The following is a 23,167-nucleotide window of genomic DNA, read 5'->3' as shown; positions in this document are numbered from 1 at the left end:
GCCGCCGCTCCCGCACCAGCTCCCGCCGCACCCGTGGTGGACGACGCCGACCGCGAGGCGGTCAGCCACACTGTCGACCTGCTCCGGCACCTGCGGGCCGACGGACGCGGCGGACAGGCGCACGCCGTGCTGGTGGAAGCCGCGCACGGCCCGGCCGAGCGACTGCCGCTGCTGGCCCGGCGGCTGGAAGCGGCCGGACTGGCGACGGACTGGACGACCCTGCTCTGGGAGGCGGCGGCCCTGCCGCCCGAAGACGTGCTCTCAGCGGCCGAACACCTGACCGACGGGGGCCGTTCGGCGGACGGGGGCCGACTGCTGCGCCAGGGCATGGCGCGGCCTGCCGCCGCCATCGGCGACGCCGTCCTGCGGTTGACGACGCAGGGCCGCCCCGCGGCCGCACGGGCCGTCGTCGACGCCTACCTGCGTACCCGCTCCACGGCCGAGGCGGCCCAGGTGGCCCGCACCGACCCCGCGCTCCTGGTCCCCCTCCTCCGTGAGTCCGCTCTCGCTCTCAGCGACGACCTCCACGACGAGCTTCTCCTCGCCCTGCGCGTCGCCGGGGTCGACCCCGATTCCGCCCGCCCGCAGGCCGGTTGACGCTCTCCGGGCGGGGGCAGCGTTGCACCCCCACAACCCGGCGCCGAGCAACGGCCGTTCCTGGCGGGCACATTGCGGCCAGATGACAAAGCGGCCGCAGGCCGGGCGTCGCGTTGCCCGGTCCACCGCGACGCCGCTACGGTGATCAACGACCCCGGCCCGTCGGACCCAGAGGAGAGGACCGGAATGCCGCCCACGGCACACCGCCGCCGCTACCGGTCCGCCGGCGCCTTCGAGCTGGGCACCGCCCGCCGCCACGTCGACCTGCTGCGGGTCTGCAGCGCGCTCTGTTCCTGAGCCCAGTCCCAGTACCCCGCACGACATCGCCGGCACTCGCGTGCCCACCGCCTGAACGGCGGCGCAGGTTCGACGCGCCGTCAACTCCGCCCGCACCGACGGGCGTTCCCTCCCTTGCGCCGACCCGTCGCGGCCCTCCGGGCCTGGCCGCGGGCCGGTTCCCGCTGCTCGCCTCCGGAGGCACCCGATGTCCCGTCCCACCCGCCGGGCCCGCGCCNGGCACCGCCGCGCGCGCCGCCGACGCCCCCGCCCTGCCACCGCTGACCACCCTCACCCCGGCCACCCACGGCGCCGCGGCCGGCGGAGATCTCTTCCTCTCCCCCAGCGTCTCCGGCACCGGCTCCCGCTACGCGAGCGGCGTCGAGATCCTCAGCGGCGACGGCCGCCGGACCGTCTGGTCGCACACCCTCCCCGCCGGGCTCTCGGCCGCGGACTTCCGCACCCAGCGCTACCGCGGCCACCAGGTGCTCACCTGGTGGCAGGGCACCGGCCTGGGCGGCCTCGCCACCGGCGAGGACGTCGTCTACGACGACCACTACCGCCCCCTCGCCACGGTGAGGGCGGGCAACGGCTACTCCGCCGACGGGCACGAGTTCCTGATCACCTCGCGCGACACCGCCCTCGTCCTCGTCTACGCGAAGAAGACCGCGGACCTGACCTCCCTGGGCGGCAGCGCCCACCAGGCCGTGGTCGACGGGCTGGTGCAGGAGGTGGACATCCGCACCGGCAGGGTGCTGTTCCAGTGGGACGCCGCCGAACACGTCCCCTACGCGCAGAGCGAGCAGCCCCTGCCCGCCTCGGCCATCACCCCCTGGGACTGGTTCCACATCAACGCCGTCAAGGTCGACACCGACGGCAACCTCCTGGTGGACGCCCGCAACACCTGGACCACTTACAAGATCGACCGCCGCAGCGGCACTGTGCTGTGGCAACTGGGCGGCAAGGCGAGCACGTTCACCCTCAAGGCCGCCGGCGGGCAGACGCTGAACAGCGCCGGGGCCGTCTTCGCCTGGCAGCACGACCCGGAGCCGCTCGGGCACGGCCGGTACAGCCTCTTCGACAACGAGTCGGCCGGCGCGGCCAACACCGGGGCCGGGGCGGTCGCCGAACTCCCCTACAGCCGGGCCGTCACCTTGCAGCTCGACCTGCGCAGGCGCACCGCGACGCTGGTCTCGTCGCTGGACCAGCCGCACGGGCTGAGCGCCTCGTCCCAGGGCGACGCCCAGCCGCTGCGCGACGGGCACACGCTGGTCGGCTGGGGCTCCCTGCCCTACGTCTCCGAGTTCGACCGGCACGGCGCCCTCGTCTTCGACGCCCGCCTTCCCGACGGCGTCACCTCGTACCGCGCCTACCGGCTGCCCTGGCACAGCCGCTGACGCACCGTCAGGCCAGGGCTGAAGGACGCGTCCTCAGCCCTGGCCTGACACGAGCAGGCCGAGCCCGCCCGGCTCGAGGCAGTGACCTGCCCGATCAGCCCGGAGGCGATGGCCGTCCGGTGGGGCGGCAGCACCCGGCGCTAGCCTGTCGCCCTGGGCTTGACCGACACGGACGACGGGAGTGGGGACCGTTCATGGAGACCACGCAGGTACTGCGGGCCGCGGACCGGAAGGCCACGCCTTGGAAGAACGGGGGCGGAGTGACCCGGGAGATCGCCGCATCCCCTGCCGGCGCTGGTCTGGAGACCTTCGACTGGCGGGTCAGTCTCGCCGACGTGGCCAAGGGCGGTCCCTTCTCCTCCTTCCCGGGCGTGGACCGGGTCATCACCGTGGTGGAGGGGCCCGGGATGGCCCTCACTGTGGACGGCGTCACGTACGAACTGGCCGATCGTTTCCGTCCGTTCGCGTTCCCCGGTGATGCCGTCACGAACTGTCGCCTGCTGGGCGGCGCGATCGTGGACTTCAACGTGATGACCCGCCGCGACAGCGTCTCCGCCCGCGTCGGCATCGTGCGCGAGGCCCGCACTGAGCTGCCCGGCGCGACGGCCGGGCCCGCCGCCGGGACCACGACGACGCTGGTCGTCGTCCTCGAAGGCACCGCCACGCTCCCCGCCCTCGGCGTGACCCTCACCCGCCTCGATGCCCTCCTGCTGAAGCCGGATGCCTTCGCACCGCCCCAGCCGCTCACGGTCTCGGGCACGACGGCGGTGGTCACCTTCGAACCCCTCGACATCGGACCGCGTTGAGGACGCACCCGGGCTACTGCGGGGAGGGTCAACCACCGGTCCGCGCGGAGGCATCATGACGCGTGGCGGGGAGCGAAAGCTCCCCGCCACGCGTCTGCGCGAGCCATCACCCGCGGAAGTACCGACGGCTCTCCTCGTCCGTCGCGTACCTGCACTCGCCGGACGCCCCGTCGATGAAGAGCGGGATGTTGCCGGCGAGGGATTCCGTCAGGTCCCGTGTACGCAGGTATGTTTCAGTGTTCCAGGCCACGACGTAGTTGCCGTCCAGCTCGGACAACGACTTGGTGTCCACCATCGGCGTGTATCCGTACCGCTCGAGGTTCTCACCGTCGAGGAATGCCTGGGCGATCTCGAGCGCCTGGTCGGGTCCCACCATCAGTTCGTCCTCCAGAGCATGTAGCTGACGAAGGTGTCAACCGGATCTGCCAAACCGCCCTGGCCGTCCAGGAACACGACGAGCCCATGGTAGTTGATCACATTGAAGGCGTGGCCCTGCACACCGTCCGCGTCGGGCTGCTTGCGCGTGCCGACCACGATGGCGCGGGCGCCCGGACCGGCGATCCGCATCCGCTGGATGATGCCGGCGAGCTTTCCGGATGAGGGACTCCGCCCGCTGTACCGGGTGATGTTGCTGATGGGGAACGGGCCACCCGGGATGGCCGAGGCGGGGTTGCCGGCCATCGTGGAGTCGGTCGCGATGGCGCAGGCGACGCAGTTGACCCTGCCGTTCGTGGGGTTGATCAGCGCCTTCAGGTGCGGGGTGCTGGGAGTCACGTAGGTCTCACCGTACCGGCTCTGCCGGGGGGAGTTCCTCATCGCGCCGGTCGAGGAGCTTGCCGACTCCCCACCGCTTCCCGAACCCGCGGTACCGCTCGCCCCCTTGCTCGGAGTGGAGGGCGCCGCGGTGCTGTCGTTGGTGGCGTTCGTCGAGGCGGCGGAGTCGTCCGCGGAGCCGCCCTTGCTCGCGGCCTTGGCCGCGCTGCCGGCGCTGGAGGACGTGGCTGCCGAGCCGCTGCTGGGAGGAGGCTCCTCCGAGGTCGAGCCGCCGCCCGACGTCGCCGCGGGTGGGTCGGCCTCCGTGGAGCCGGTGGTGCTTCCGGTACTGCTCGGCTCGTCAGCGGCGGGGTCGGCACCGGTGCCCGCGCAGCCCATCTCGACGCAGCCGGCGCCGCCGACCAGGCCGCCCACGGCGCCCGCGGCCTCCCCTGCCGCGGCTATACAGGCGGGTGCCACCACCACCGTCTCGGCACACGCCGTGACGGCGGCGACCACCGTGACCACGACCACCACCACCACGACCACCTCGACGACGTCGGTGACCACGCTGCCCAGGCAGCTCCAGAAGCCGTGGCAGCCACCGTCGTTGCTGGACGTGGTGGTGGTCGTGGTCGTCGTGGTGACGACAGTCGTCGTGTTCTTCGTCGTCTTGGTGTCCGCGCCGGGGCCGCAGGTGCCCTGGCACTGGCAGGTGCAGACCCCGCCCGTCGCGCCGCCGCTGTCACCGCCGCCGCAAGGGCCGTCGCAGCCGGGGTCGGACGGGATCATCAGACCGGACGGGTCGGACGCCGTGGCCGGGTTGTCGGCGGCGTAGGTGTACCCGCCCATCTGGTTCGGGTCGCCGGCCTCGAACATCGGGTCGGCGCTGGTGAATCGGCCCTGGACCGGGTCGTAGGCGCGGGCGCCGAGCAGGTCGAGGCCGGTGTTGGCGTCCGTGGGCTTGCCGAGGAAGCCGTGGTTCTCGTCGGTGCTCACCCAGCTGGCGGGTGTGGCGCCGCGGGGCTTGCCGTAGGGGTCGAAGTACCGGCGGGTGACGTTGAGCGTGGTGGCGTCGATCGCCGTCTCCGCGGTGCCCTGCCCGTTGGCGACCTGGTAGGTCAGACTGCCGCTGCTGGAGCGGGTGAGGGTGGTGCCGTCCGTGCCCTGGTAGTACCGCAGCGCGTTCCAGGACTTGCTGGCGACGTACTGGGTGATCTGCTCGGCTCCGCCGAACAGGTACAGGATCCGGGTCTGGGCGACGCCGTTGAGGCTGGTGGTCTGCTCCAGCAGGCTGCCGTCGGCGTCGTAGAGGTAGCTGCTGGTCTGCGCGCCGGTGCTGCCGGCGTCGGTGACGGTGCTGGTGCGTCCTTCCGCGTCGTAGGTGAAGGTCTGCGGCGAGGCGAGGGTCTGGCCGGCGCCGGGGCTGGTCCAGGTCTGGCCGCCGCTGCCGCAGGTCCAGATCACCAGCTGGGTGCCGGTGGTGGCGCTGGACGACGGGTCGGCCAGGCACAGCGGACTGCTGCTCGGCGTCGCCAGGTTGACCAGAGTGCCGCTGGGGGTGGGCTTCCACAGCTGGGTGGACTTGGTGTGGTCGCAGGCGTCGATGACGACCTTGGTGCCGTTCGCCGTCGCGTCGCCCGCGGTGTCCAGACATACGCCCTTGCCGGTCAGCTGCACGGTGCCGTCGGACGCCAGGGTCCACTGCTGCGAGCTGGTGGAGTTGCAGGTCCAGATCTGGACCTTGTTCTCCGCCGTGGTCGAGCCGGAGGCGTCGTCCACGCACAGCTTCCCGCCGCTGGAGAGCGTGAAGTTGGTGACCAGCGGCCCGCTGCTGGTGCGGGAGGCGGTGTCGCCCGCGTTGGTGTTGCCGAAGGCGGGATCGGCGTAGCTGGGGGTCGTCGTGGTGGTGCCCAGGCCGGGGGTGGTGCTGGTGACGCTGGTGGCCTGGTTCGGGTGGGTGGCGGCCGTGGTGCCGTCGGCGCCCGGGTAGGCCATGGTCTGCGTGGTGTCGTTGGCCGCGTTGCCGCCGGTGTCGTGGTTGACCATGCCGGTGCGGTCACCGAGCAGGTCGTAGGTGTACGACTGCCAGTACGGGGCCGGACCGCCCACGCTCGTGGTCTTGATCGGCGCGGTCGCGGACACCTGCGGGGCGGCGTTGGCGCAGCCGCCGATGTCGCCGACCGTGGGGTCGGTGGCGCCGGAGTGGTCCAGGCCTCCGGTGTCCGTCCACGCCTGGGTCAGCCGATCGAACGAGTTGTAGCTGAAGCACTGCGTGTCGTGGGTGGAGTTGTTCTGCAGGTCGTCGATCGCGGTGAGCTCGCCGGCCTGGTTGTAGCGGTAGTTGACCACGTCGAGCGCCGAGGTCAGCGTCTGCAGGCTCGAACTGGTCTGCGTCAGCGCGCCGGTGGTGTCGTCGTACTGCGCGGTGGTGGCGAACTGCTTGCCGCTGGCCAGGGTCTGGTAGTTCGCCTGCGTCTCCCGGCCCAGCGCGTCGTATCCGGTCTGCACCAGGTACGCCGGGGCTCCGGAGATGCTGGAGCCGAAGCCGTTGGGCCGGTCGGTGCCCCAGTACCCGTAGCTCACGGTCTCCGCGGGCAGGCCGCCGTCCGCCTGGTACGTGGTGGAGTTGAGCAGCCCGGTGTTCGGGGTGTAGCTCGCCGACATCGTGTAGGTGACCGTGCCGCTCGACGGCGCCGTCGTCTGGCCCGCCGCCGCGAAGCCGTCCGCGGCCGGGATTGTCACCGTCGTGCCGGTGGGCCGGTACGCGGTGTCGTAGCCGGTGACGGCCTCGGTGTACGCCTTGCCGCTGGTCTTGCCGCCGACATAGCGGATCGACGCGGTCGGGTAGCCCTTGGCGAGGGTGTCGTAGGTGAACTCGGTGAGCCGGTTCGCGTCCGAGGGGGTTGCCGACCACGGGCCGGTGTAGCTGCCGACGAGGCGGCTGTCCCAGTCGTACTGGTAGGACAGCACCTGGCCGCGGGGATCGGTGGTCTGCTCCAGGTTCCCCAGCGCGTCGTACGGCCCGAAGGAGGACGTGCCCGTGTTCGGGTCGGTCGCCTGGGTCTTCTGGCCCAGCAGGTTGTACTGGTAGCTCCAGGTGTTCCCGGCCGAGTCCTTGACGGACGCGACCTGGCCCGCGGGCGTGTAGGTGTAGCTGGTGGTGGCGTCGGCCTCGGCCGCCTTGTGGTAGGTGCCGCTGGACCACACGGCGGTCCCGGCGCTGTTGTAGATCACCAGGTTGGCGTCGGTCTGCAGCTTCAGCACGGAGCCACTGGCCGCGGCCAGGCCGCTGTTCCACAGGCTGCTGCCGGTGGAGCTGTACACGTGCAGGTTGCCGTCGGTGCCGAACTGGGCGTAGGCGCCGGCGTTGCCGTTGGTCGCGGTCGCCCACAGGGACTTGCCGGTGGCCACGCCGTACAGCACCAGGTTGCCGTCCGCCTGCATCGCCAGTCGGACCGAGCCCGAGGCGAGCGAGGTGCCGGAGGGGATGATCTGACCGCCCGTCAGCTTGACCGTGCTGTCGGTGTTCTGCACCACGCTGGAGGTGGTCTGGCCCAGGGCGTTGGTGAAGGTCTTGGTGGAGGTGCCGCCGCCGTTGGGGATGACCTTGCCGGTGGCGTCCTCGATCTGGCTGGTGTCGGTCTCGTCAGCGCCGGGGTAGCTGGTGGCCCGCTGCCACTGCTCTACGCCCTGGTGGTAGAGGACCTCGGCGGTCGCCCGGCCGCTGCCGTCGTAGACGGTCGCCGACTCGGCCGGGACGGTGGTCTCGTCCGCGGCGTACATCGTCGTGGACGGCGGGTTGTTCGGGTCCGAGTAGGCGCTGTAGGACAGGCGCTGCCAGCCGTGCGAGTCGTAGAAGAAGTCGCTGATGAGACGGCCACTGGTGCTCGCGCCCTGCGGGCTGGCCTGGGTCTGCCGCAGTTGCAGCATGCCGTCGTAGATGCTGATCGAGGTGGCGTAACTGCCGTCCTCGCGCAGCACGTTGGTGGTCACCGAGGTGGGCGCGCCGGGGTTGGTGATGGTGCCGCCGGGGGCGGGCACCGCACCAGGGTTGACCGAGTAGGAGAAGGATTCGTTGGGCGAGCCGGCGTTGGCGCTCATCGACCGGCCGGGCAGCCAGACGGCGGTGCGCCGGCCCAGGGCGTCGTAGGTGAAGTCGGTGACGCGGTTGTTGGCGTCGGTGTTCTCCGTGGCCAGGCCGCGCAGCGGGTCGAGCTTGCTGGTGGTGGTCCAGCCCTGCGGGTTGGTGGAGACGATGGTGGTCGGGTTGGTGTTGCCACCGGCGCCGTTCCACGTGGGGGTGTAGGTGGTGCCGGTGGGGTTGCCCTTGGCGTCCAGGGTACGGGTGATGCGTCCGGCTCCGTCGTAGCTCATCGCGGCGGTGGTGCGCCAGTTCTCGTTGCTGCCGGTGCAGTAGGCGCCGGTGGTGCAGGAGGTGGCGATCCGGGTGCCGGTGACCAGGCCGGTCTGGTCGACCTGGCCGAAGGTGCCGATGCCGCTGAGTGTTCCGTCGCCGCCGTAGTACATCTGCTGGTCGGAGAGCAGGGTGGTCGGCGAGGCGCAGGAGCCGGCGGCCTTGGTGACCTGGTCCGGATAGGTCAGCATCATCGGGTTGCCGCTGCCGGGTGCCGCGTACGTGGTGGTGGTGCAGGCCTCCTGCGGGGCGGTACCGGTCACGTCGGCGGTCGCGTCGACGGTCGACGGTCGGCCCTGGCTGTCGTCGGTGGTGACGGTCTGGTTCTCACGCCACGTGCCGTTCGCAAGGAGGGCGTAGGTGCGGCTGGTGGTGTTGGTGCCGCGGTGGCTGGTCAGCGGCGGCAGGGTGGACAGTGCCGGTTCGGTGGTGCCGGGGAAGTCAGTGCTGTTCCAGTCGGTCCACGGGGTCTGCGGCGACGACGCCGTCTGCGTCGTGTTCGAGACGGGGGTGACCGTCTTGGTCAGCACCGTGCCGCCGGCCTGGGTGTAGGTGTCGGTCTCCAGGGCGGTGCCCGCCAGCCAGTTGCTGTCGGTGACGCTGTCGCCGACGGAGTCCGGGACCTTCACCGACCGCTGGGTTCCGTCCGACGTGTAGTCACCGTCCATGCCCTGCAGGTAGGTCGTGGTGATCTGGGTGATCGGGTCGCTGGTGGTCGGGTCGCCCGATTCGACGGTGACGGTGCGGTAGCCGCGGAACTGGTCCCAGGTGCGGTACTGGTCGTCGGTCTCCGCGGAGTCGTCGCGGTGCCAGGCCGGGGTTCCGTAGGAGTACACGGAGACGTGCTGGGCGGACCCGGCCACCACCTTGGTCTGGCCGGGGACGTAGGTGTGCGCGATGGTCAGGTCGCTGACGTACACCGCGTGGACGGTGACCTTGTTGAACCAGTCCTTCACCGGCTGCGAGTTGCCCGGCGGCGTCCAGTACACCGGGTAGCAGGAGTTGGTGTTGGTGTCGGCGTGGTCGAACGACAGGGTCAGCCCCGCGCACGGGGTGCTGTTGTACTCGACGGCGACGCCTTCGCCGGTCTCGGTCTGGATGGAGGCGATGCGCGGCCGGTACAACGGCGGCGCCGCCGGACTGGAGTCGTTGACCCGGTTGTCGATCTCGGTCCCCGTGAACGAGACCTGGTTGAGGGTGACCGGGCTGTTGCCGCCGTCGTAGGAGTCGGCGTCACCGGTGTGCGCGACCGACTGCAGCCACATGACCGCCTGCAGCGACCCGGCGTCCTTGGGGTCCACGGTGGTGCCGGTGACCGGGTCGACGGTGCCGCCCGCGTCGGAGTAGACCTGGCCGAGCTGGTAGCTGTCGACGGGCACCATCCCCTTGTCCGCGTGCGAACTCGGGTCGATCACGTGGACTTTGGTGACCACCTGGTCCAGCCGCAGCGTGGTCCAGAAGCTCGGGGACGCGGTGATGCAGGTACCGGCCGGGACGCTGGTCGACCCGGGCGGCAGGGTGGTGGTGTCCCCGGACTCGCAGGCCAGGTCGAAGGGGACGTCCGGCCAGTTGGTGGCGTTCGAGTCGTCGATCGCGGCGGTGCAGTCGAAGCTGGAACTGGTCTGGCAGCGCTGCTTGGTGACGAAGTCCACCTCGGCGGCGGGGGTCCGGCCGGCCAGCTCGTCGGCGAGCTGGTAGCCGTAGGAGATCTTCGACAGCACGCCGCCGCGGGTGTACTTGGTCAGCGTGCCGGAACTGCCGGACGCGGCCTGGCCGCCGCCCAGGTCGTAGTAGTTCTCCTCCTGCGTGTAGTCGTAGCGCTGGACGAAGCCGGTCGGGGAGACCGTGAAGTCGAGGTTCCAGCGCCAGCCCTCGGGGCTGGAGCACGTGGACGCGGTGTCGTCGCCGGAGTTATAACAGGGGTCGCCGGAGACCGGGTGCAGCACCGGCTCGCCCCACGCGGAGTGGGTGGAGGGGTCGGTCGGCGTGCCGGACTGCGGGCTTGCGTTCTCGGCGGCGGAGGCCGGGGCGTGGTCGGCGCCGAAGTAGGCGATGGCCCCGTCGGTGGACAGCACCCGGTAGTAGATGCCCTGGTAGAGGCCGTTCTGTGCGCCGGACAGCTCCTGCACCACGGTGCCGTCGTCGCCCTGGAGCTTCCACTGCGCCACGATGCCGGGCACCGAGCTGTCCTTGGTGGTGGGCACCAGCTGGCCGGAGTGGGAGCCGAAGGAGATGGTCGCGTTGTCGCCGACCCAGCATTCGTCGCCGGAGCCCTTGAGCACGTGGCTGCCGTCGGACTTCAGCAGCGAGCCGCAGCCGCGGTAGGAGCGCTCGATGAAGCCGGGCTGGTAGTTCCAGCCGTCGCCGATCCAGCTCGCCTGAGCGTTGCGCGCCGAGGTCTCCCCGTCCACCGACTGGGAGTCGTAGGAGAACGCCACGTTGGGGGCGCTGCCGCCGATCGCCGCCGGGACGTCGATCGGGTAGGAGTAGGTGAACGACCCGGTGGCGGACGCCTGCCAGGAGCCGGAGGGGCTGAGCGAGGTGGCGCCGTAGTTGCCCTGCGAGCCGGCGTCGGCGGAGGAGACGCCGACCAGCGACATGTTGGAGGAGGTGTCCATGGGGGCCAGGGCGGTCGGGCCCGCTCCGCGGGACGCGGTCGAACTGCCGCCTGCCGCAGTGCCGTTGCGCAGGGTGAGGGTGGTCACCAGCTGGTCCGCGCCGGCCCGGTTGGTGAAGGCCAGCGGCGTGCGGGTGCGGCAGGCCGCCACCCACGGCGTGGACAGCGCGCACGACGGCAACGCGAACAGCGCCAGCCGGGAGCCGTAGCCGCCGCCGTAGGCCTTGGCCAGCGCGGCGTAGTCAATGACCACCTGCACCGCACCGGGGCCGGCCGCCCCGTCGGCACGCTGGAGACCCACCAGCATGCCGTTGGCACCGGCGGCCAACGACTGCTGGTGCGAAGCGACTTGCACGCGCACCTGAGCGGGGGTGGCGCCCCGCGCAGCGTTCCGGTTCGCGCCCTTGGCCGTCGGGGCGGGCCCCACCCACACCGGCAGGCCGGACGCCTTCACGGGCCCGGAGACCGGCACGGCGTCGCCCGAGTGCCCTGCGGCCGCGGCCCGTTGGGCGGCGGCAGCGGAAGCCTGCGCCTGCGCCGATGCGGTGGGGGAAGCGGACGATCCGGCGCCGGTGGCCGTGGCGGCGGGGGCGGTCAGGACGACCGTGGTGGCCCCGGCGGCCGGCCAGGCCGGCGCCTTCGCCTGGTAGCGCCGCAGCCCGTGGCCGCCCTTCGTCAGGGAGGTCGCCGTCGCGTCCGTCAGCGCGTGGCCGCGCACGACCGGAAGGGACGGGAGGGGCCGCGGGTTCCACACGGTCCCCTTGAAGTGATAGCCCGTCACCCCCTGCGCCACACCCAGCGGGGCCGTCACGCTGAACGCCGCCGTCAGCGCGAGGGCGGTGGCGGCCCGCCCCCACCCGCGGTTGCGCCCGCTCGCGAACCAGCGACGTCTGCCAGCCATGCCACTCCCCGAATCGCCAGGCAGCCCGAGGGTGGAGCTGCCGAGACACATGCCACTCACAGCTCTGAGTGGTAACCGGGAGGCTATTGAGCCTGGTGGGACCGCGCCATACCCTGTGCGGGCCTCGTGCTCTGACGCCGCATCAGCAAATGTCCGATGTGTCAGGTCTATGGCAAACGCAAGATCGACTTTGTCCGGCAAACCGGACACCGCACCGTCCCGCCTCGTGGTTCAGACGTGAGATATGTCACGCCGAACCTGGCCTGATCGCTTGGAGCGACAACGTCCATGACTGCGGCGAACGCCCAAACCCCGCGCAGAAGAGCGCACCTGACGCCCCGTTGGATACTCGTGCCCCTCGCCGCCGCGATGGCCCTCGGCGGTCTGGCAGCTCCCGCCCATGCGGCCGGCGAGCCGCTGCCGGACCCCGCACCCAGCGCGGGAACGGGCCCGTCCACTTCGAGCGACTCGGCGATGGCGCGGGCGACGGCCCAGGCCGCCGCCACCGGCAAGCCGGTGGCGGTCGAGTCGGCCACCACCGAGACCCAGCAGGTGACCGCCAACCCTGACGGCTCCTTCACCTTCACGGACTCGCTGCTCCCGGCCAGGGTCAAGCGGAACGGCGCCTGGCGCCCGGTGTCCGCGGCCCTCGTCGCGAACGGCGACGGCAGCTACAGCCCCGAGGCGACGCCCAGCGGGCTGACCCTCTCCGGCGGCGGCAGCGGCCCGCTGGCCACCATGACGGATCCGGCGGGGCACTCCGTCTCCTACACGCTGCCGTTCCGCCTCCCCGCACCCACGGTTGACGGCGCGACGGCGCTGTACCCCTCCGTCCTGCCCGGCGTGGACCTGTCGGTACGGGTCACCGACCAAGGCGGATTCGCCGAGACCCTGGTCGTCCACGACGCGGCCGCGGCCGCCGACCCCGCACTGCGGCGACTGACGCTGTCCACCTCCGCGAAGGGCCTGACCCTCGGCACCGACAAGGCCGGTGACCTGCAGGCGACTTCAGCGGACGGCAAGGTCCGGTTCACCGCGCCCAGGCCGGTGATGTGGGACTCCGGCACGCCCGGCACCGCCGCCCCGGCGGCCCGGCAGGCCCGGACCACCGGCGCGGCGACGAGCCCGGCCGACGCGGACGGGTCCACCACGTCCACGGCGTCCGCTCCGGGCAGCGGGGCGCAGGTCGCGGCGGTGGGCCTCGGTGTCTCGGGCGGCAAGCTGACCCTGACACCCCCTCAGAGCCTGCTGACCGGGCCGGGAGTGCACTTCCCCGTCTACATCGACCCCTCCATCAATCCCACCAGCACCACCGCCAGCAACCACTACGACGAGGTGTACTCGAACAGCTCCTGCGCCGACTCCCCGCAGTACGACACCCCGCAGACCGCCGGTGAGGGCGCCGGCTACATGCAGTGGGGCGACGGCTGCGGCGTCGGCCTGGAGCGCTCGCTGTACGCGCTGTCCCTGCCGACCAACATCCCCACCAACGCGGTGGTCACCAAGTCGCAGCTGACGGCGCCGGACACCTACGCGGCCAGCTGGGACTGCACCCACAACCAGCCGGTGTACCTGCACACCGTCGGCGGCGGCGACCACGCCACGATCTACTCGTCCACCGACTGGAACAACCAGCCAAGCAGCCAGGACACCACCTACACCGTCCCCTCGACCACGGTCGCCTCCGGCTCGAACCCGAGCTCCAGCTGCAGCAACAAGGATGCGGTCTTCGACACCAAGACCCCCATCCAGAAGATGATCAACCTGGGCAACACGGTGTGGACCGTCGCCCTCCGCGGCGACGAAAGCCAGTCGAGCTCCAACGACAACTTCCTGCGCTTCTCCACCCGGATCAGCGTCACCACCACGGTGGACGTGCCCCCGAACACGCCGACCAACCTGCACACGGCCCCGCAGTCGATCAACCCGACCGGCCCGGGCTGCAACAACAGCGGCACCGGCTGGATCGGCGCCTCGGGCGCCGGCGGAGTGACCTTCTCCGCCGACCTGAGCACCGACATGTCCGGCGAGAACCTCGCCGCGGTCTTCGACGTCTGGGACAACACCCTGGACGACGGAACCGGCCACTCCACAACGGTCAACAACAAGACCGTCGGCTGGGTCGCCTCGGGCGGCACCGAGACCACGAGCATCACCCCGCAGGACGGCCACTACTACGGCTGGGGGGTGCGGACCGAGGACGACAACTCGTCCCTGCACCTGATGTCGCCGTGGCTGACCGAGTGTCACTTCCGCTACGACGCCACCCCGCCGGCCACCCCGGCGGTCACCACCGCCGACCCGTCGTTCCCGCAGGTCGGCGGCGGGACCGCCAACCCGGTCAAGTACGCCGGCGGCAGCACTGCCATCAGCCTCCAGGTCAGCGCCGCCGACCCGCTGCCCGCCGACACCTGCACGGCCGGCAATTGCACGGCCAGCGGCGTCGACCACTTCCTGTGGAAGCTCGACGGACAGCCCACCGCCGCGGACAACGACGGCAGCGTCACGGCCACCGGCGGCGCCAACGACCCGTCCGGCGCCCCCACCGGCTCCGCCACCGTCTCCACCCCCCTGCCCGACTGGGGCGTGCACACGCTCTACGTCGCGGCCGTCGACAAGGCCGGCAACCTCTCCCAGGTGCCGACCAGCTACACCTTCTACGTCCCCTGGAACCCGGCCACCAAGGTGCTGGCCGGTGACCTGAGCGGCGACGGCGTGCCCGACCTGGCCGCCGTGACCAAGACCGGCGACCTGGACCTGATCGCCGGCAACAGCGCCCCGGACGTCACCCCGGCGCTGCTGTCCTCCGCTGCGCAGAGCCCGGCCGGCGACAGCTGGGCCAACTACTACCTCGCCCACCGCGGCAGCGCGGTCGGCGGCGCCGTCGACGACCTCTTCGCCTACGACCACAGCAGCACGGGCACCGGCGCGGGCCACATGTTCGTCGTCGTCAACGACCTCAACGCGCCCAGCGGAACCCCGGGTTACCCGGCCGCCAAGGCCGGCTTCACCTTCGGGCTGCACACCGACATCACCAACCAGCCCGCCTGCCTGATCACCGACACCACGCGCTGCGGCAGCACCGCCGGCCAGCCCGCCGACTGGTCCAAGGTCACCGGACTCACCGGCGTCGGCGACCTGGTCGGCAACGCCAGCTCCGACTACGTCCTGGTCACCCAGACCAAGCCCGGCGGCACCGCCCGGCAACTCTGGCTCTACCAGGCGGTCTCCGGCCCCGCACTGACCAACCCCGTGCTGCTCGGCGACGGCGACTGGGCCGGGTTCGCCCTGACCGTCGGCACCGTCGGTGCGGTCAACACCGGCGGGGTCTGGGGCGGCGGCACCCCGACGCTGTTCGCGCGTGACAACGCCTCAGGCAGCGTCTACAGCTTCCCGCTCACGCTCAGCACGTCCGCCGCCCGCACCGACGGCACGACCGAGAACGTCCCCGCCCTGCTGCACGCCCCGGTGCGCACCGCGCTGCAGTCCGCGGTCGTCCCGAGCAGCGGCCATCTCTGCGCCGACGACAGCCAGTCGGGGACCGCCAACGGCAACAAGATCGAGGTATGGACCTGCAACGGCACCGGCGCCCAGTCCTGGACCGCGGCCGCTGACGGCTCGCTGCGCGTGCTGGGCAAGTGCATGGACGCGACCAGCGGCGGCACCGCCAACGGCACCCTGATCCAGCTCTACCGCTGCAACGGCACCGGTTCCCAGGTCTGGCAGGCCGGAGCCAACGGGTCCCTGGTCAACCCGCAGTCCGGCAAGTGCCTCGACGACCCCAACTCCTCCGTCACCAACGGGACCCAGCTCCAGCTGTTCACCTGCAACGGCACCAGCGCGCAGAACTGGACCGGCAGCGCGACGGTCGGCTGGAACACCAGCCCCGCCACCGCCCTCGCCCCCGTCCTGCCCGCCGCCGTCTACCCGACCTTCGCCTCCCCCGGCGACGTCAACAGCACCGGCGCCGGACCCGACGGCAATCCCGACCTCTATGTCACCGACACCAGCGGCCAGTTGACGGAGTATCCGGGCGCCGCCCCTTCGGGCACGACCGCCGCCTTCGGCAGCCCGCTCAGCCTCGGCACCGTCACCGACACCGCCGTCCACGCCTGGCTCCTCAACGACGGCTCGGGCACCGCCGCCGCCGATGCCAAGGGAAGCCTGAACGCCACGCTCAACGGCGGAGCCGTCTGGGGCACCGACACCAACCGCGGCACCGTCCTCAGTCTCGACGGCACCACCGGCTACGCCGCGACCAGCGGCCCGGCGGTGGACAGCAGCCAGAGCCTCACCGTGTCGGCGTGGGTCTACCTCAACGCCCTGTCCACGACCGCCAACTCCACCTTCGTCTCGCAGTCCGACGCCGGGGAGACGGCGGCCAACGGCTTCCAGCTCTACTACTCGCACGGCTCGCAGGTCTGGGCCTTCAGCCGGCACAACGACGACACCACCAGTACGTCGTTCACCGCCACCTACGGCCCGAAGGCCGTCGCCGGGCAGTGGACCCACCTGGTCGGCGTCTACGACGCCACCAGCGGAGTGATGAGCCTGTACGTCAACGGCCGCCTCGCGGCCAGCAAGGCCTACGCGGGCACGACCTGGAACGCGGCCGGTCCGGTGCAGCTCGGTCGCCGCCTGTACCAGGGCACATACGGCGAATACGCCGACGCGAAGATCAGCGACGTACGCATCTACAACACCGCCCTCCCGCCGGCGGACGCGGCGGCCAACAACGACAACACCGCGGTCACCAACCTCAACTAGCCACTCGGCAGCCGGATTCGGCAGCCCCCCACCACATGCTCGGGCCCGGCCATCGGCCGGGCCCGAGTTTGCTCCCGCGACGGCGAGGGCGACATCGTCGCCGTCGAGACACCGGATGACGGCAGCGCGGCTCCGCCGAAGCGGAGTCAGCCGAAGCGGAGTCAGCCGAAGCGGAGTCAGCCGTGGTGTCCGCCGCCTCCGGCGTCGAAGCCGCCGTGGTGGCCTCCGCCGTCGAAGCCGCCCCAGCTGGAGCCGCCGTGCTCCTGCCCGTGGTGACCGTGGTGGCCGCCGTGGTGGCCTCCGCCGTCGAAGCCGCCCCAGCTGGAGCCGCCGTGCTCCTGCCCGTGGTGACCGTGGTGGCCGCCGTGGTGGCCTCCGCCGTCGAAGCCGCCCCAGCTGGAGCCGCCGTGCTCCTGCCCGTGGTGACCGTGGTGGCCGCCGTGGTGGCCGTGGTGACCGTGCCCGCCGGAGTAGCCGAGGCCAGTCGGGTCGTCGTTCCCGAGGGCGCGGCCTCCGTCCGCCCACATGCCCGGGCGCCCGTGGCCGGACCGCCCGCCGCCGCCGCTGGCGAGGCCGGCCACGACGCCGACCACGACGCCGACCACGGCCAGCGCGACAAAGCCCATCACCAGCAGGATGAACAGCTCGCCCATCGCCCTCCCCCTCCGCTCGCGGCGCCGAACGGCGCCGTCGCGGTCATGGTGCTGCCCAGGGGGCGATCGCGTCACGGGACTTGGGCGAGATCTGAGCAACCCCGCTCCTCGGTGAAGCCAGGCCCGCGCGGCGACCACATCCCGTGAACCTCCCCCGGTGGGCACGCGTATGCCGGGGAGACGGCCCGCACCCCCTCCGCGGTCCGCCGGATAGGACAACCACCATGAAGCATCCAGTCTCAGCGGCAGCGCTGCTGCTGGCGGCCGTGGCCCTGACCGCTGGCGCCTGCAGCAGCAACAGCTCCACGAAGGCCGCCGTGGGCGCCCCGTCCACCTCCGCCTCCCCCACGGCCGCTCCCGCACCGTCCTCCTCCGCGCCGTCCTCCGCCGCAGGCGGCTCCGGCTCGGCGTCGACGGCGAGCGGGTCCGCCGTCGGGGTGCGCACCACCTCCATCGGCAAGATCCTGGTGGACAAGCAGGGGCGCACCCTGTACCTGTTCGAGAAGGACACCGGGACGACGTCCATGTGCACCGGCGCCTGCGCCGCCGCCTGGCCGCCGTTCACCACCACCGGCCCCCCGCAGGCGGGCACCGGGGTCACCGCGGGGCTGCTCGGCACGACCATGCGCGCCGACCACTCCACCCAGGTCACCTACCACGGCCACCCGCTCTACTCCTACTCCGGCGACAGCAAGCCGGGAGACATGAACGGACAGGGCGTCAAGGCGTTCGGCGCAGGCTGGTACGTCGTCGCGCCCGGCGGCTCCAAGATCGACACCAGCTGACCGGGGCGGCATAGGGCGACCGCCCTGGTCCGCCCGGAGGTGATCATGGAATCGACTGCCCCCGATCCCCGCAACTCCGGGAGCACCAAGGGTGGTTCGCGACGGGCGGGCCGGACCACGGTCCGGCTCGTCCTGGCCGCGCTGCTGGGCGCCGCCGTCTTCACCGCCCTGTTTTTGTTCGGACGCCACCACACGCCGGACTACACCCGGACGCTCTTCGGCAACTCCGGAACCGCTGCCATCGCCCTCAAGGCGCAGCTGGCCACCGGAATCCTCGCGCTCGGCCTGGTCCAACTCGGCCTCGCCGTGGCCCTCTACCGACGGCTCCCCCGGCAGCGCCGGGTGCCGCGTGCCGTCCCCCGCTCCCATCGCCTCGTCGGCTTCGTGCTGTTCGCCGCCACCGTGCCGGTCGCCGTCCACTGCGTCATGGCGTACGGCGTCCAACTGGGCTCCGCCCGGGTTGCGGTGCACTCCGTCGCCGGCTGCTTCTTCTACGGCGCGTTCGTGGCCAAGGTGGTGCTCGTCCGCAGTCGACGGCTCCCGGGCTGGGCCCTCCCGCTGGCCGGCGGACTGCTTCTCACCAGCGTCGCTGTCCTGTGGTACAGCGCCGCGCTGTGGTACTTCGACAACTACCAACTTCCCTGAGGCGGAGCTGGTCTGAGGACAGGTCAGCGCGCCGGGTCAGCAGGACGGGGCCCGACTCGGCGTCGGGCCGATGCCTGCGGCACCCTCTGACGACACGGCGCCGCTCCCGGCGCGACCGCGGCGGCACCCGCCACGGGCTGACAGTGCCGGGCACGGGACTGGTGCCCGGTGCGCCGTCACTCCTGGGCACCGGACCAGGGCAGCCCGGACACGTCTTCCCCTTCGTCCTCGTCGTCCTCGTCGTCCTCGCCCTTCGCCCGGACGTCCGGCGGGGTGGGCGCGGTGATGTTCCGCTGCTCGGAGGACCGCTCCCGCGTCTCGTCGTCGACCTGCGGGGCGTCGTTCTGGTCGGAAGTGCTCATGGCGATCGTCCTGTCGTCGTGCCGGTACAGGCGGGTGACCGCTCGACCGGCGCTCGGAGAGCGCCCGGCCCGGCCGTCTGCCGCGCGCCTACCCCCGGCTCCGGGGCTCACGCCGCGCTCCCGGCTGCGCGCCGACGGGTCCCCGGTTCGGTCCACGGCGCACGGGTAGCCGCCGACCGACACGGCCGTCCCGGCGGTCCCGCCGACGGAACGACCACCACGGCGACCGGAGGGACATGACGATGACGGACCGCAACTGGCTCAAACTCGAGATGCGCACCGCGGGCGACGACCAGCCCGGCGCGGACCAGTGGCACGTGGTGCCCGAGGGCGGCACGCAGGCGCTGTGCGGCCTGTCCGTCGCCGGCTACCACGGCATCCGCCCGGCGGAGGGGGAGGCGGACGTCCCCGCCGGGAACCGCTGCCCCGACTGCTGGAACCGCCTTGAGCAGAGCCCGAGTTGATCCCGGGTTGGGCCCCTCGACCAGCCGATCCTCCCGGGCCCGCGCCGCCTGACACGGCCTCCCCCACCCTCCGGCCGGGAGGTGTCCCCACCCTGCGTTGTCGAAACGCCCGGGTACGTCCACTACGAGGTCGCACCGCCGCCTTGGACCTGGCCGCGCCTGGGGGCACCTCCCGCCCGAAGGGTGGGGAACGATGCGGGCCGACCCGGAAAGATCCGCCGGACAGGCTCTAGTACTGCAACGACACTCCGTGATGGCCGCGTCTTTTGAAGTGGCTTGTCCTGGCGCGGGCTTGGGATTTTCTGCGCCATAGGGACCAGGCGAGGACGTGCTTGACGGTGTGGCGTACCGGTTGGGAGACGCGGTTGAAAAGTCTGCGTGCCTCATTCATGGTGACGGGCACGAGGGCATCATGTGTTCGGTTTGGATCATCCCCTTTTTGGCTTTCGCTCTCAGGATGGCGAGGAAGGCGAGGGCGGCCATGGAAAGGGTGATGTGGCGGTACCACGCGGTGTAGTCACGGACCTGGTAGTGGTCGAGGCCGGCCTCGTTCTTCGCTCTCTGGAAGCATTCCTCGACCATCCACCGGGCCCCTGCAACCCGGACCAGGTCGTCGAGCGGGGTCCCGGTGGGAGAAAAGCAGATGTAGTAGGCGATGTCGGTGGGGTCGGAAAGGCTGCGGCGGGCCAGCAGCCAGTGGTCCCACCCCTCGCGGCGCCACGGGCGGACCGGGGCCTGGGCCCAGTCGTACTCCCGGGGGCCGTGGGCGCCGTTCCCGCAGCTCAGACGTGTCCAGGCGTCGTCGGGTAGGTGGCTGATCAGATGGTGCGCGCGGGCCTGGCCGAAGAACTCCATCGTCATGACCATCTGGGATTTGGGGACGGCGAGGACATGGGGGACGTCGTGTTCCTCCAGCCACAGCCGAAGACGCCCGGTCTGCCCGTAGAGCTCATCCGCGGTCACCCACCCGAACGGTATCCCCGCTGCCACCGCGCGCTGCAGCATGCGCAGGCCCAGATCCGGTTTCGTGGTGAACTCGACCTCGTCCGGGATTCCTGCTTTGCGGCAGCGGTCGCGGTCCGCGGTCCAGTCCTTGGGAAGGTAGAGCTCGCGGTCGATCAGCGCCCGCCCAAGAGGGGAGCCGTAGGCGAGGAACACCCCGATCTGGGAGTTCTCGATCCGGCCGGCCGTGCCCGAGTATTGCCGGGCCACCCCCGCCGACCGAACCCCTTTCTTCAAGAAACCGGTCTCGTCCAGGATCAGAACTCCCCGCACGGGATCCGCTATGTGCTCGAGAACAGCCGCCCTGACGTCGTCGCGAACGGCGTCGGCGTCCCACCGGTAGTAGTTCAGCAGCCGCTGCATCCCCTGCGGACCGCTGTCACCCGCGGCCTCAGCCAGCGTCCAACCGTTCTTGCGCTCGCTCTCTCCGAGCAATCCCCGCAGGTAGGACACCATCCGCCGCCGCGGCTCCACCCGACCGAAACGCCCCGCGAACCCTGCCACGAAGTCACCGAAGGCACCTGACCAACCATCAACTATCGCGTCCACCACGCAACGAACAACGAGCCTCAGCCCACCCAGTCACGGAGTGTCGTTGCAGTACTAGCGGTGCCGGGGGCGGCCGCTGCCCGGCTCGGCGAGCCTGCGGTGCGCGGCCGCCTTCACCGGGTCGGGCAGGACCTTGTTGACGGCCTGCTGGGCGCGGGTCTTCAGCGATCCCGCGGGCCTGCGGCTCCTGCCGGCCATCAGCGCCTCGAAGCCCTGGCGGGCCACCTGGGCGGGATCGTCCTTCGGCATGCGGCCGACCCGGGTGTCGTCCATGCCCGCGCGGTGGAAGAAGTCCGTCTCGGTGGGGCCGGGCATCAGCGACGTGATGACGACGTCGGTGTCCTTCAGCTCGTTCTGCAGCGCCTCGGCAAAGGACTGCAGGAACGACTTGGAAGCGTTGTAGACCGCCTGGAAGGACCCGGGCATGGTCGCGGCCATGGAGGACGTGATCAGCAGCCGGCCTTCGTTCCTGTCCGCCATGTCCCGGAGCAGGTGCTTGGCCAGGCGCAGCGTGGCGATGACGTTCAGGTGGACCAGGTCCACCTCCCGTTCCAGGTCCGTGTCGAGGAAGGCGCCACCGACGCCGACCCCGGCGTTCAGCGCGGCGGCCCGGACCGGGCGGCCCAGGGCCGCGATCTCGCCGAGCAGCAGTTCCACGCCGTCGCGGGTGCGGAGGTCCGCGCGGACCGCAGTGAGCGGGCTGCCGAGTTCGCGGAGCTCACGTGCGGCCGCGTCCAGCCGGTCGTCCTCGGCGGTGATGACGAGGGCGTAGCCGTGCTGTGCGAACTGCCGGGCCAGTTCCAGGCCGATGCCGCTGGAGGCGCCGGTCACCAGGGCGAGCGGGGTGAGGGGTGCAAGTTCAGCCATGCCTGGCGGCTGCCCGGACCCGCGAGGCGGACACCCGTCCAGGGCGCGGCCCGATCGACCGCGCATGGGTCGCCGGGAGGCGGGCACGCGCTCAGCGACCGCACGTAGCCGGAACCAGGAGGACACGTGAGCGCGGAGAACAAGGCTGAGAACATGGGCAAGAAGGCCAAGGGCAAGGTCAAGGAGGCGGCCGGCCGCGCCGTCGGCAACGAGCGGCTCACGGCGAAGGGGCAGGCGGAGAAGAGCGCCGCCGACCTCAAGCAGGCCGGTGAGAAGGCCAAGGACGCGCTCAAGGACTGACGCCCGCGACCGGCCGAGAAGAACCGGCCGGGACGACCCACCCCCGGCGGGGCGCCCAGCGCGGCGCCCCGCCGCCGCATGCGCCGAACGGGCGAGAACCGAGCCCCGGTTGGGGCAGACCGGCACGTCCGCCCGGGGACGGCTCCCCCCTCGACCTAGCCTGGCGCGCAGCGGCACGACGGCTGGGCAGGGAGGGCGACGATGCGGACGAGGGTCGCGGGTCGGCCGGTCCGCCGGTTGCTGCTCGTGATGGCGGCGGCCCTCGCGCTCGCGGCCGGTACGGCGCTCGGCTCGTACGCCGTGTGGCTGCGCGTCGGGACCGGCGCCGCTCCGGACGCCGGCGAGGCGGCACGGACCGACCGGCTCGCCTCCGCCCTGGCCCGTCCACCAGCCGCCGGCAACGCCGCTGAGGCGGCACGACCCGTGCGGCGTGGCGATCTCGTGGCCGTCGTGCGCATCCCGGCTCTGGGGCCGACCTGGGTGTACCCGGTCTACGAGGGCACGGACGACGCGGAGTTGAGCCGCGGGCTGGCGCACTACCCCGGCACGGCGGCGCCGGGGGCGGTGGGCAACTTCGCGGTCGCCGGGCACCGCTCCTCACTGTCCGGCTTCGAGCCGTTCGCCGACCTGCCGGAGCTGGTGCACCCCGGGGACGAGATCACCGCCACCGCCCGTGGCGGTGTGTACACATACGTCGTGACCGCGACGCGGAACGTCTCCCCGAGGGATGTCGCTGTCCTGGCAGCCGACCAGGGCCGGGGCGCGGATCCGGCACAACGGCTGATCACGTTGACGACCTGCACGCCCCGGTTCGGACACTCGGGGCGCTACGTCGTCTTCGGCCGCCTCGAAGCCCCGCCCCGCTGAGAGCCGACAGGGTGGTTCCGCTCCTCCGAACGCCTTCCTCCGCTGCGTCGCTGCCGTGATCGCCGCTCCCCCTCGGCTAGGGACTCGTCGCACAGGTATCGGCGGCCCGGCCCTGGCACAGCCTCCCCGTCGATGCGACGCC

At 71.7% G+C, this 23,167-nt stretch carries 14 protein-coding genes and 1 pseudogene; 9 read left to right on the top strand and 6 right to left on the bottom strand.

Features of this window, described 5'->3' with window-relative positions; translation table 11 throughout:
• The 3 genes and pseudogenes from ACFP3V_RS08100 to ACFP3V_RS08090 form a co-directional block, all read left to right on the top strand.
• Nucleotides 1-597: pseudogene (locus ACFP3V_RS08100) on the top strand (hypothetical protein); the annotation flags it as partial.
• A gap of 275 nt (nucleotides 598-872) precedes the next feature.
• Nucleotides 873-2,270 (top strand): arylsulfotransferase family protein, encoded by a 1,398-nt coding sequence (locus tag ACFP3V_RS08095; protein WP_380581337.1) that lies wholly within the window; start codon nucleotides 873-875, stop codon nucleotides 2,268-2,270.
• A gap of 194 nt (nucleotides 2,271-2,464) precedes the next feature.
• Nucleotides 2,465-3,076, top strand: coding sequence for a HutD/Ves family protein (locus tag ACFP3V_RS08090; RefSeq protein WP_380581334.1), 612 nt, complete (start codon nucleotides 2,465-2,467; stop codon nucleotides 3,074-3,076).
• Between the two features lie 106 nt (nucleotides 3,077-3,182).
• Here the strand turns inward: ACFP3V_RS08090 and ACFP3V_RS08085 are convergent, their stop codons facing one another.
• Together ACFP3V_RS08085 and ACFP3V_RS08080 are read right to left on the bottom strand one after the other, a co-directional pair.
• The gene (locus ACFP3V_RS08085) at nucleotides 3,183-3,452 is read right to left on the bottom strand and encodes a YrhB domain-containing protein (RefSeq protein ID WP_380581332.1); all 270 of its coding nucleotides are present in this window, start codon (nucleotides 3,450-3,452) and stop codon (nucleotides 3,183-3,185) included.
• Nucleotides 3,452-11,764, bottom strand: a complete 8,313-nt coding sequence (locus tag ACFP3V_RS08080) for a ricin-type beta-trefoil lectin domain protein (RefSeq protein ID WP_380581330.1) — start codon at nucleotides 11,762-11,764, stop codon at nucleotides 3,452-3,454. Before ACFP3V_RS08080 ends, ACFP3V_RS08085 begins: the two co-directional genes overlap by 1 nt.
• Nucleotides 11,765-12,052: 288 nt before the next feature.
• Between ACFP3V_RS08080 and ACFP3V_RS08075 the strand changes: the two genes are divergently transcribed.
• The gene (locus ACFP3V_RS08075; RefSeq protein WP_380581328.1) at nucleotides 12,053-16,531 is read left to right on the top strand and encodes a LamG-like jellyroll fold domain-containing protein; all 4,479 of its coding nucleotides are present in this window, start codon (nucleotides 12,053-12,055) and stop codon (nucleotides 16,529-16,531) included.
• Nucleotides 16,532-16,707: 176 nt separating this feature from the next.
• Here the strand turns inward: ACFP3V_RS08075 and ACFP3V_RS08070 are convergent, their stop codons facing one another.
• Nucleotides 16,708-17,184 (bottom strand): hypothetical protein, encoded by a 477-nt coding sequence (locus tag ACFP3V_RS08070; protein ID WP_380581326.1) that lies wholly within the window; start codon nucleotides 17,182-17,184, stop codon nucleotides 16,708-16,710.
• A 224-nt stretch (nucleotides 17,185-17,408) separates the two neighbouring features.
• Here ACFP3V_RS08070 and ACFP3V_RS08065 point away from each other — a divergent pair, with 224 nt between their 5' ends.
• Entirely contained in the window at nucleotides 17,409-17,969 is a 561-nt protein-coding gene (locus tag ACFP3V_RS08065) for a COG4315 family predicted lipoprotein (protein ID WP_380581324.1), read from the top strand.
• A gap of 45 nt (nucleotides 17,970-18,014) precedes the next feature.
• The gene (locus ACFP3V_RS08060; protein WP_380581322.1) at nucleotides 18,015-18,614 is read left to right on the top strand and encodes a DUF6529 family protein; all 600 of its coding nucleotides are present in this window, start codon (nucleotides 18,015-18,017) and stop codon (nucleotides 18,612-18,614) included.
• A gap of 176 nt (nucleotides 18,615-18,790) precedes the next feature.
• On the opposite strand, the gene ACFP3V_RS08055 is transcribed toward ACFP3V_RS08060, so the two are convergent.
• Nucleotides 18,791-18,976: a hypothetical protein gene (locus tag ACFP3V_RS08055; RefSeq protein ID WP_380581320.1), complete on the bottom strand. Its 186-nt coding sequence runs from the start codon at nucleotides 18,974-18,976 to the stop codon at nucleotides 18,791-18,793.
• Nucleotides 18,977-19,218: 242 nt separating this feature from the next.
• Between ACFP3V_RS08055 and ACFP3V_RS08050 the strand changes: the two genes are divergently transcribed.
• Entirely contained in the window at nucleotides 19,219-19,440 is a 222-nt protein-coding gene (locus ACFP3V_RS08050; RefSeq protein WP_380581318.1) for a hypothetical protein, read from the top strand.
• Nucleotides 19,441-19,827: 387 nt separating this feature from the next.
• On the opposite strand, the gene ACFP3V_RS08045 is transcribed toward ACFP3V_RS08050, so the two are convergent.
• Nucleotides 19,828-20,991: an IS701 family transposase gene (locus ACFP3V_RS08045; RefSeq protein ID WP_465270094.1), complete on the bottom strand. Its 1,164-nt coding sequence runs from the start codon at nucleotides 20,989-20,991 to the stop codon at nucleotides 19,828-19,830.
• Nucleotides 20,992-21,045: 54 nt separating this feature from the next.
• Complete coding sequence (locus tag ACFP3V_RS08040; RefSeq protein ID WP_380581316.1) at nucleotides 21,046-21,858, bottom strand: SDR family NAD(P)-dependent oxidoreductase; 813 nt, start codon at nucleotides 21,856-21,858, stop codon at nucleotides 21,046-21,048.
• Nucleotides 21,859-21,984: 126 nt separating this feature from the next.
• Between ACFP3V_RS08040 and ACFP3V_RS08035 the strand changes: the two genes are divergently transcribed.
• Together ACFP3V_RS08035 and ACFP3V_RS08030 are read left to right on the top strand one after the other, a co-directional pair.
• Entirely contained in the window at nucleotides 21,985-22,158 is a 174-nt protein-coding gene (locus ACFP3V_RS08035; RefSeq protein ID WP_380581314.1) for a CsbD family protein, read from the top strand.
• Nucleotides 22,159-22,359: 201 nt separating this feature from the next.
• Nucleotides 22,360-23,025 (top strand): sortase, encoded by a 666-nt coding sequence (locus tag ACFP3V_RS08030; protein ID WP_380581312.1) that lies wholly within the window; start codon nucleotides 22,360-22,362, stop codon nucleotides 23,023-23,025.
• Nucleotides 23,026-23,167: the final 142 nt, after the last annotated feature.

Source organism: Streptacidiphilus monticola, from assembly GCF_042658505.1.
In the GTDB taxonomy this organism is placed as follows: Bacteria; Actinomycetota; Actinomycetes; order Streptomycetales; family Streptomycetaceae; genus Streptacidiphilus; species Streptacidiphilus monticola.
Note: the sequence above shows the minus strand (reverse complement) of the source record. Positions and strands in the feature narration are given on the sequence as shown.

Coding starts and splice junctions, on each gene's coding strand:
- ACFP3V_RS08090 (WP_380581334.1), top strand. CDS start 2,465: ATGGAGACCACGCAGGTACTGCGGGCCGCGGACCGGAAGGCCACGCCT.
- ACFP3V_RS08085 (WP_380581332.1), bottom strand. CDS start 3,452: ATGGTGGGACCCGACCAGGCGCTCGAGATCGCCCAGGCATTCCTCGAC.
- ACFP3V_RS08080 (WP_380581330.1), bottom strand. CDS start 11,764: ATGGCTGGCAGACGTCGCTGGTTCGCGAGCGGGCGCAACCGCGGGTGG.
- ACFP3V_RS08075 (WP_380581328.1), top strand. CDS start 12,053: ATGACTGCGGCGAACGCCCAAACCCCGCGCAGAAGAGCGCACCTGACG.
- ACFP3V_RS08070 (WP_380581326.1), bottom strand. CDS start 17,184: ATGGGCGAGCTGTTCATCCTGCTGGTGATGGGCTTTGTCGCGCTGGCC.
- ACFP3V_RS08065 (WP_380581324.1), top strand. CDS start 17,409: ATGAAGCATCCAGTCTCAGCGGCAGCGCTGCTGCTGGCGGCCGTGGCC.
- ACFP3V_RS08060 (WP_380581322.1), top strand. CDS start 18,015: ATGGAATCGACTGCCCCCGATCCCCGCAACTCCGGGAGCACCAAGGGT.
- ACFP3V_RS08055 (WP_380581320.1), bottom strand. CDS start 18,976: ATGAGCACTTCCGACCAGAACGACGCCCCGCAGGTCGACGACGAGACG.
- ACFP3V_RS08050 (WP_380581318.1), top strand. CDS start 19,219: ATGACGGACCGCAACTGGCTCAAACTCGAGATGCGCACCGCGGGCGAC.
- ACFP3V_RS08040 (WP_380581316.1), bottom strand. CDS start 21,858: ATGGCTGAACTTGCACCCCTCACCCCGCTCGCCCTGGTGACCGGCGCC.
- ACFP3V_RS08030 (WP_380581312.1), top strand. CDS start 22,360: ATGCGGACGAGGGTCGCGGGTCGGCCGGTCCGCCGGTTGCTGCTCGTG.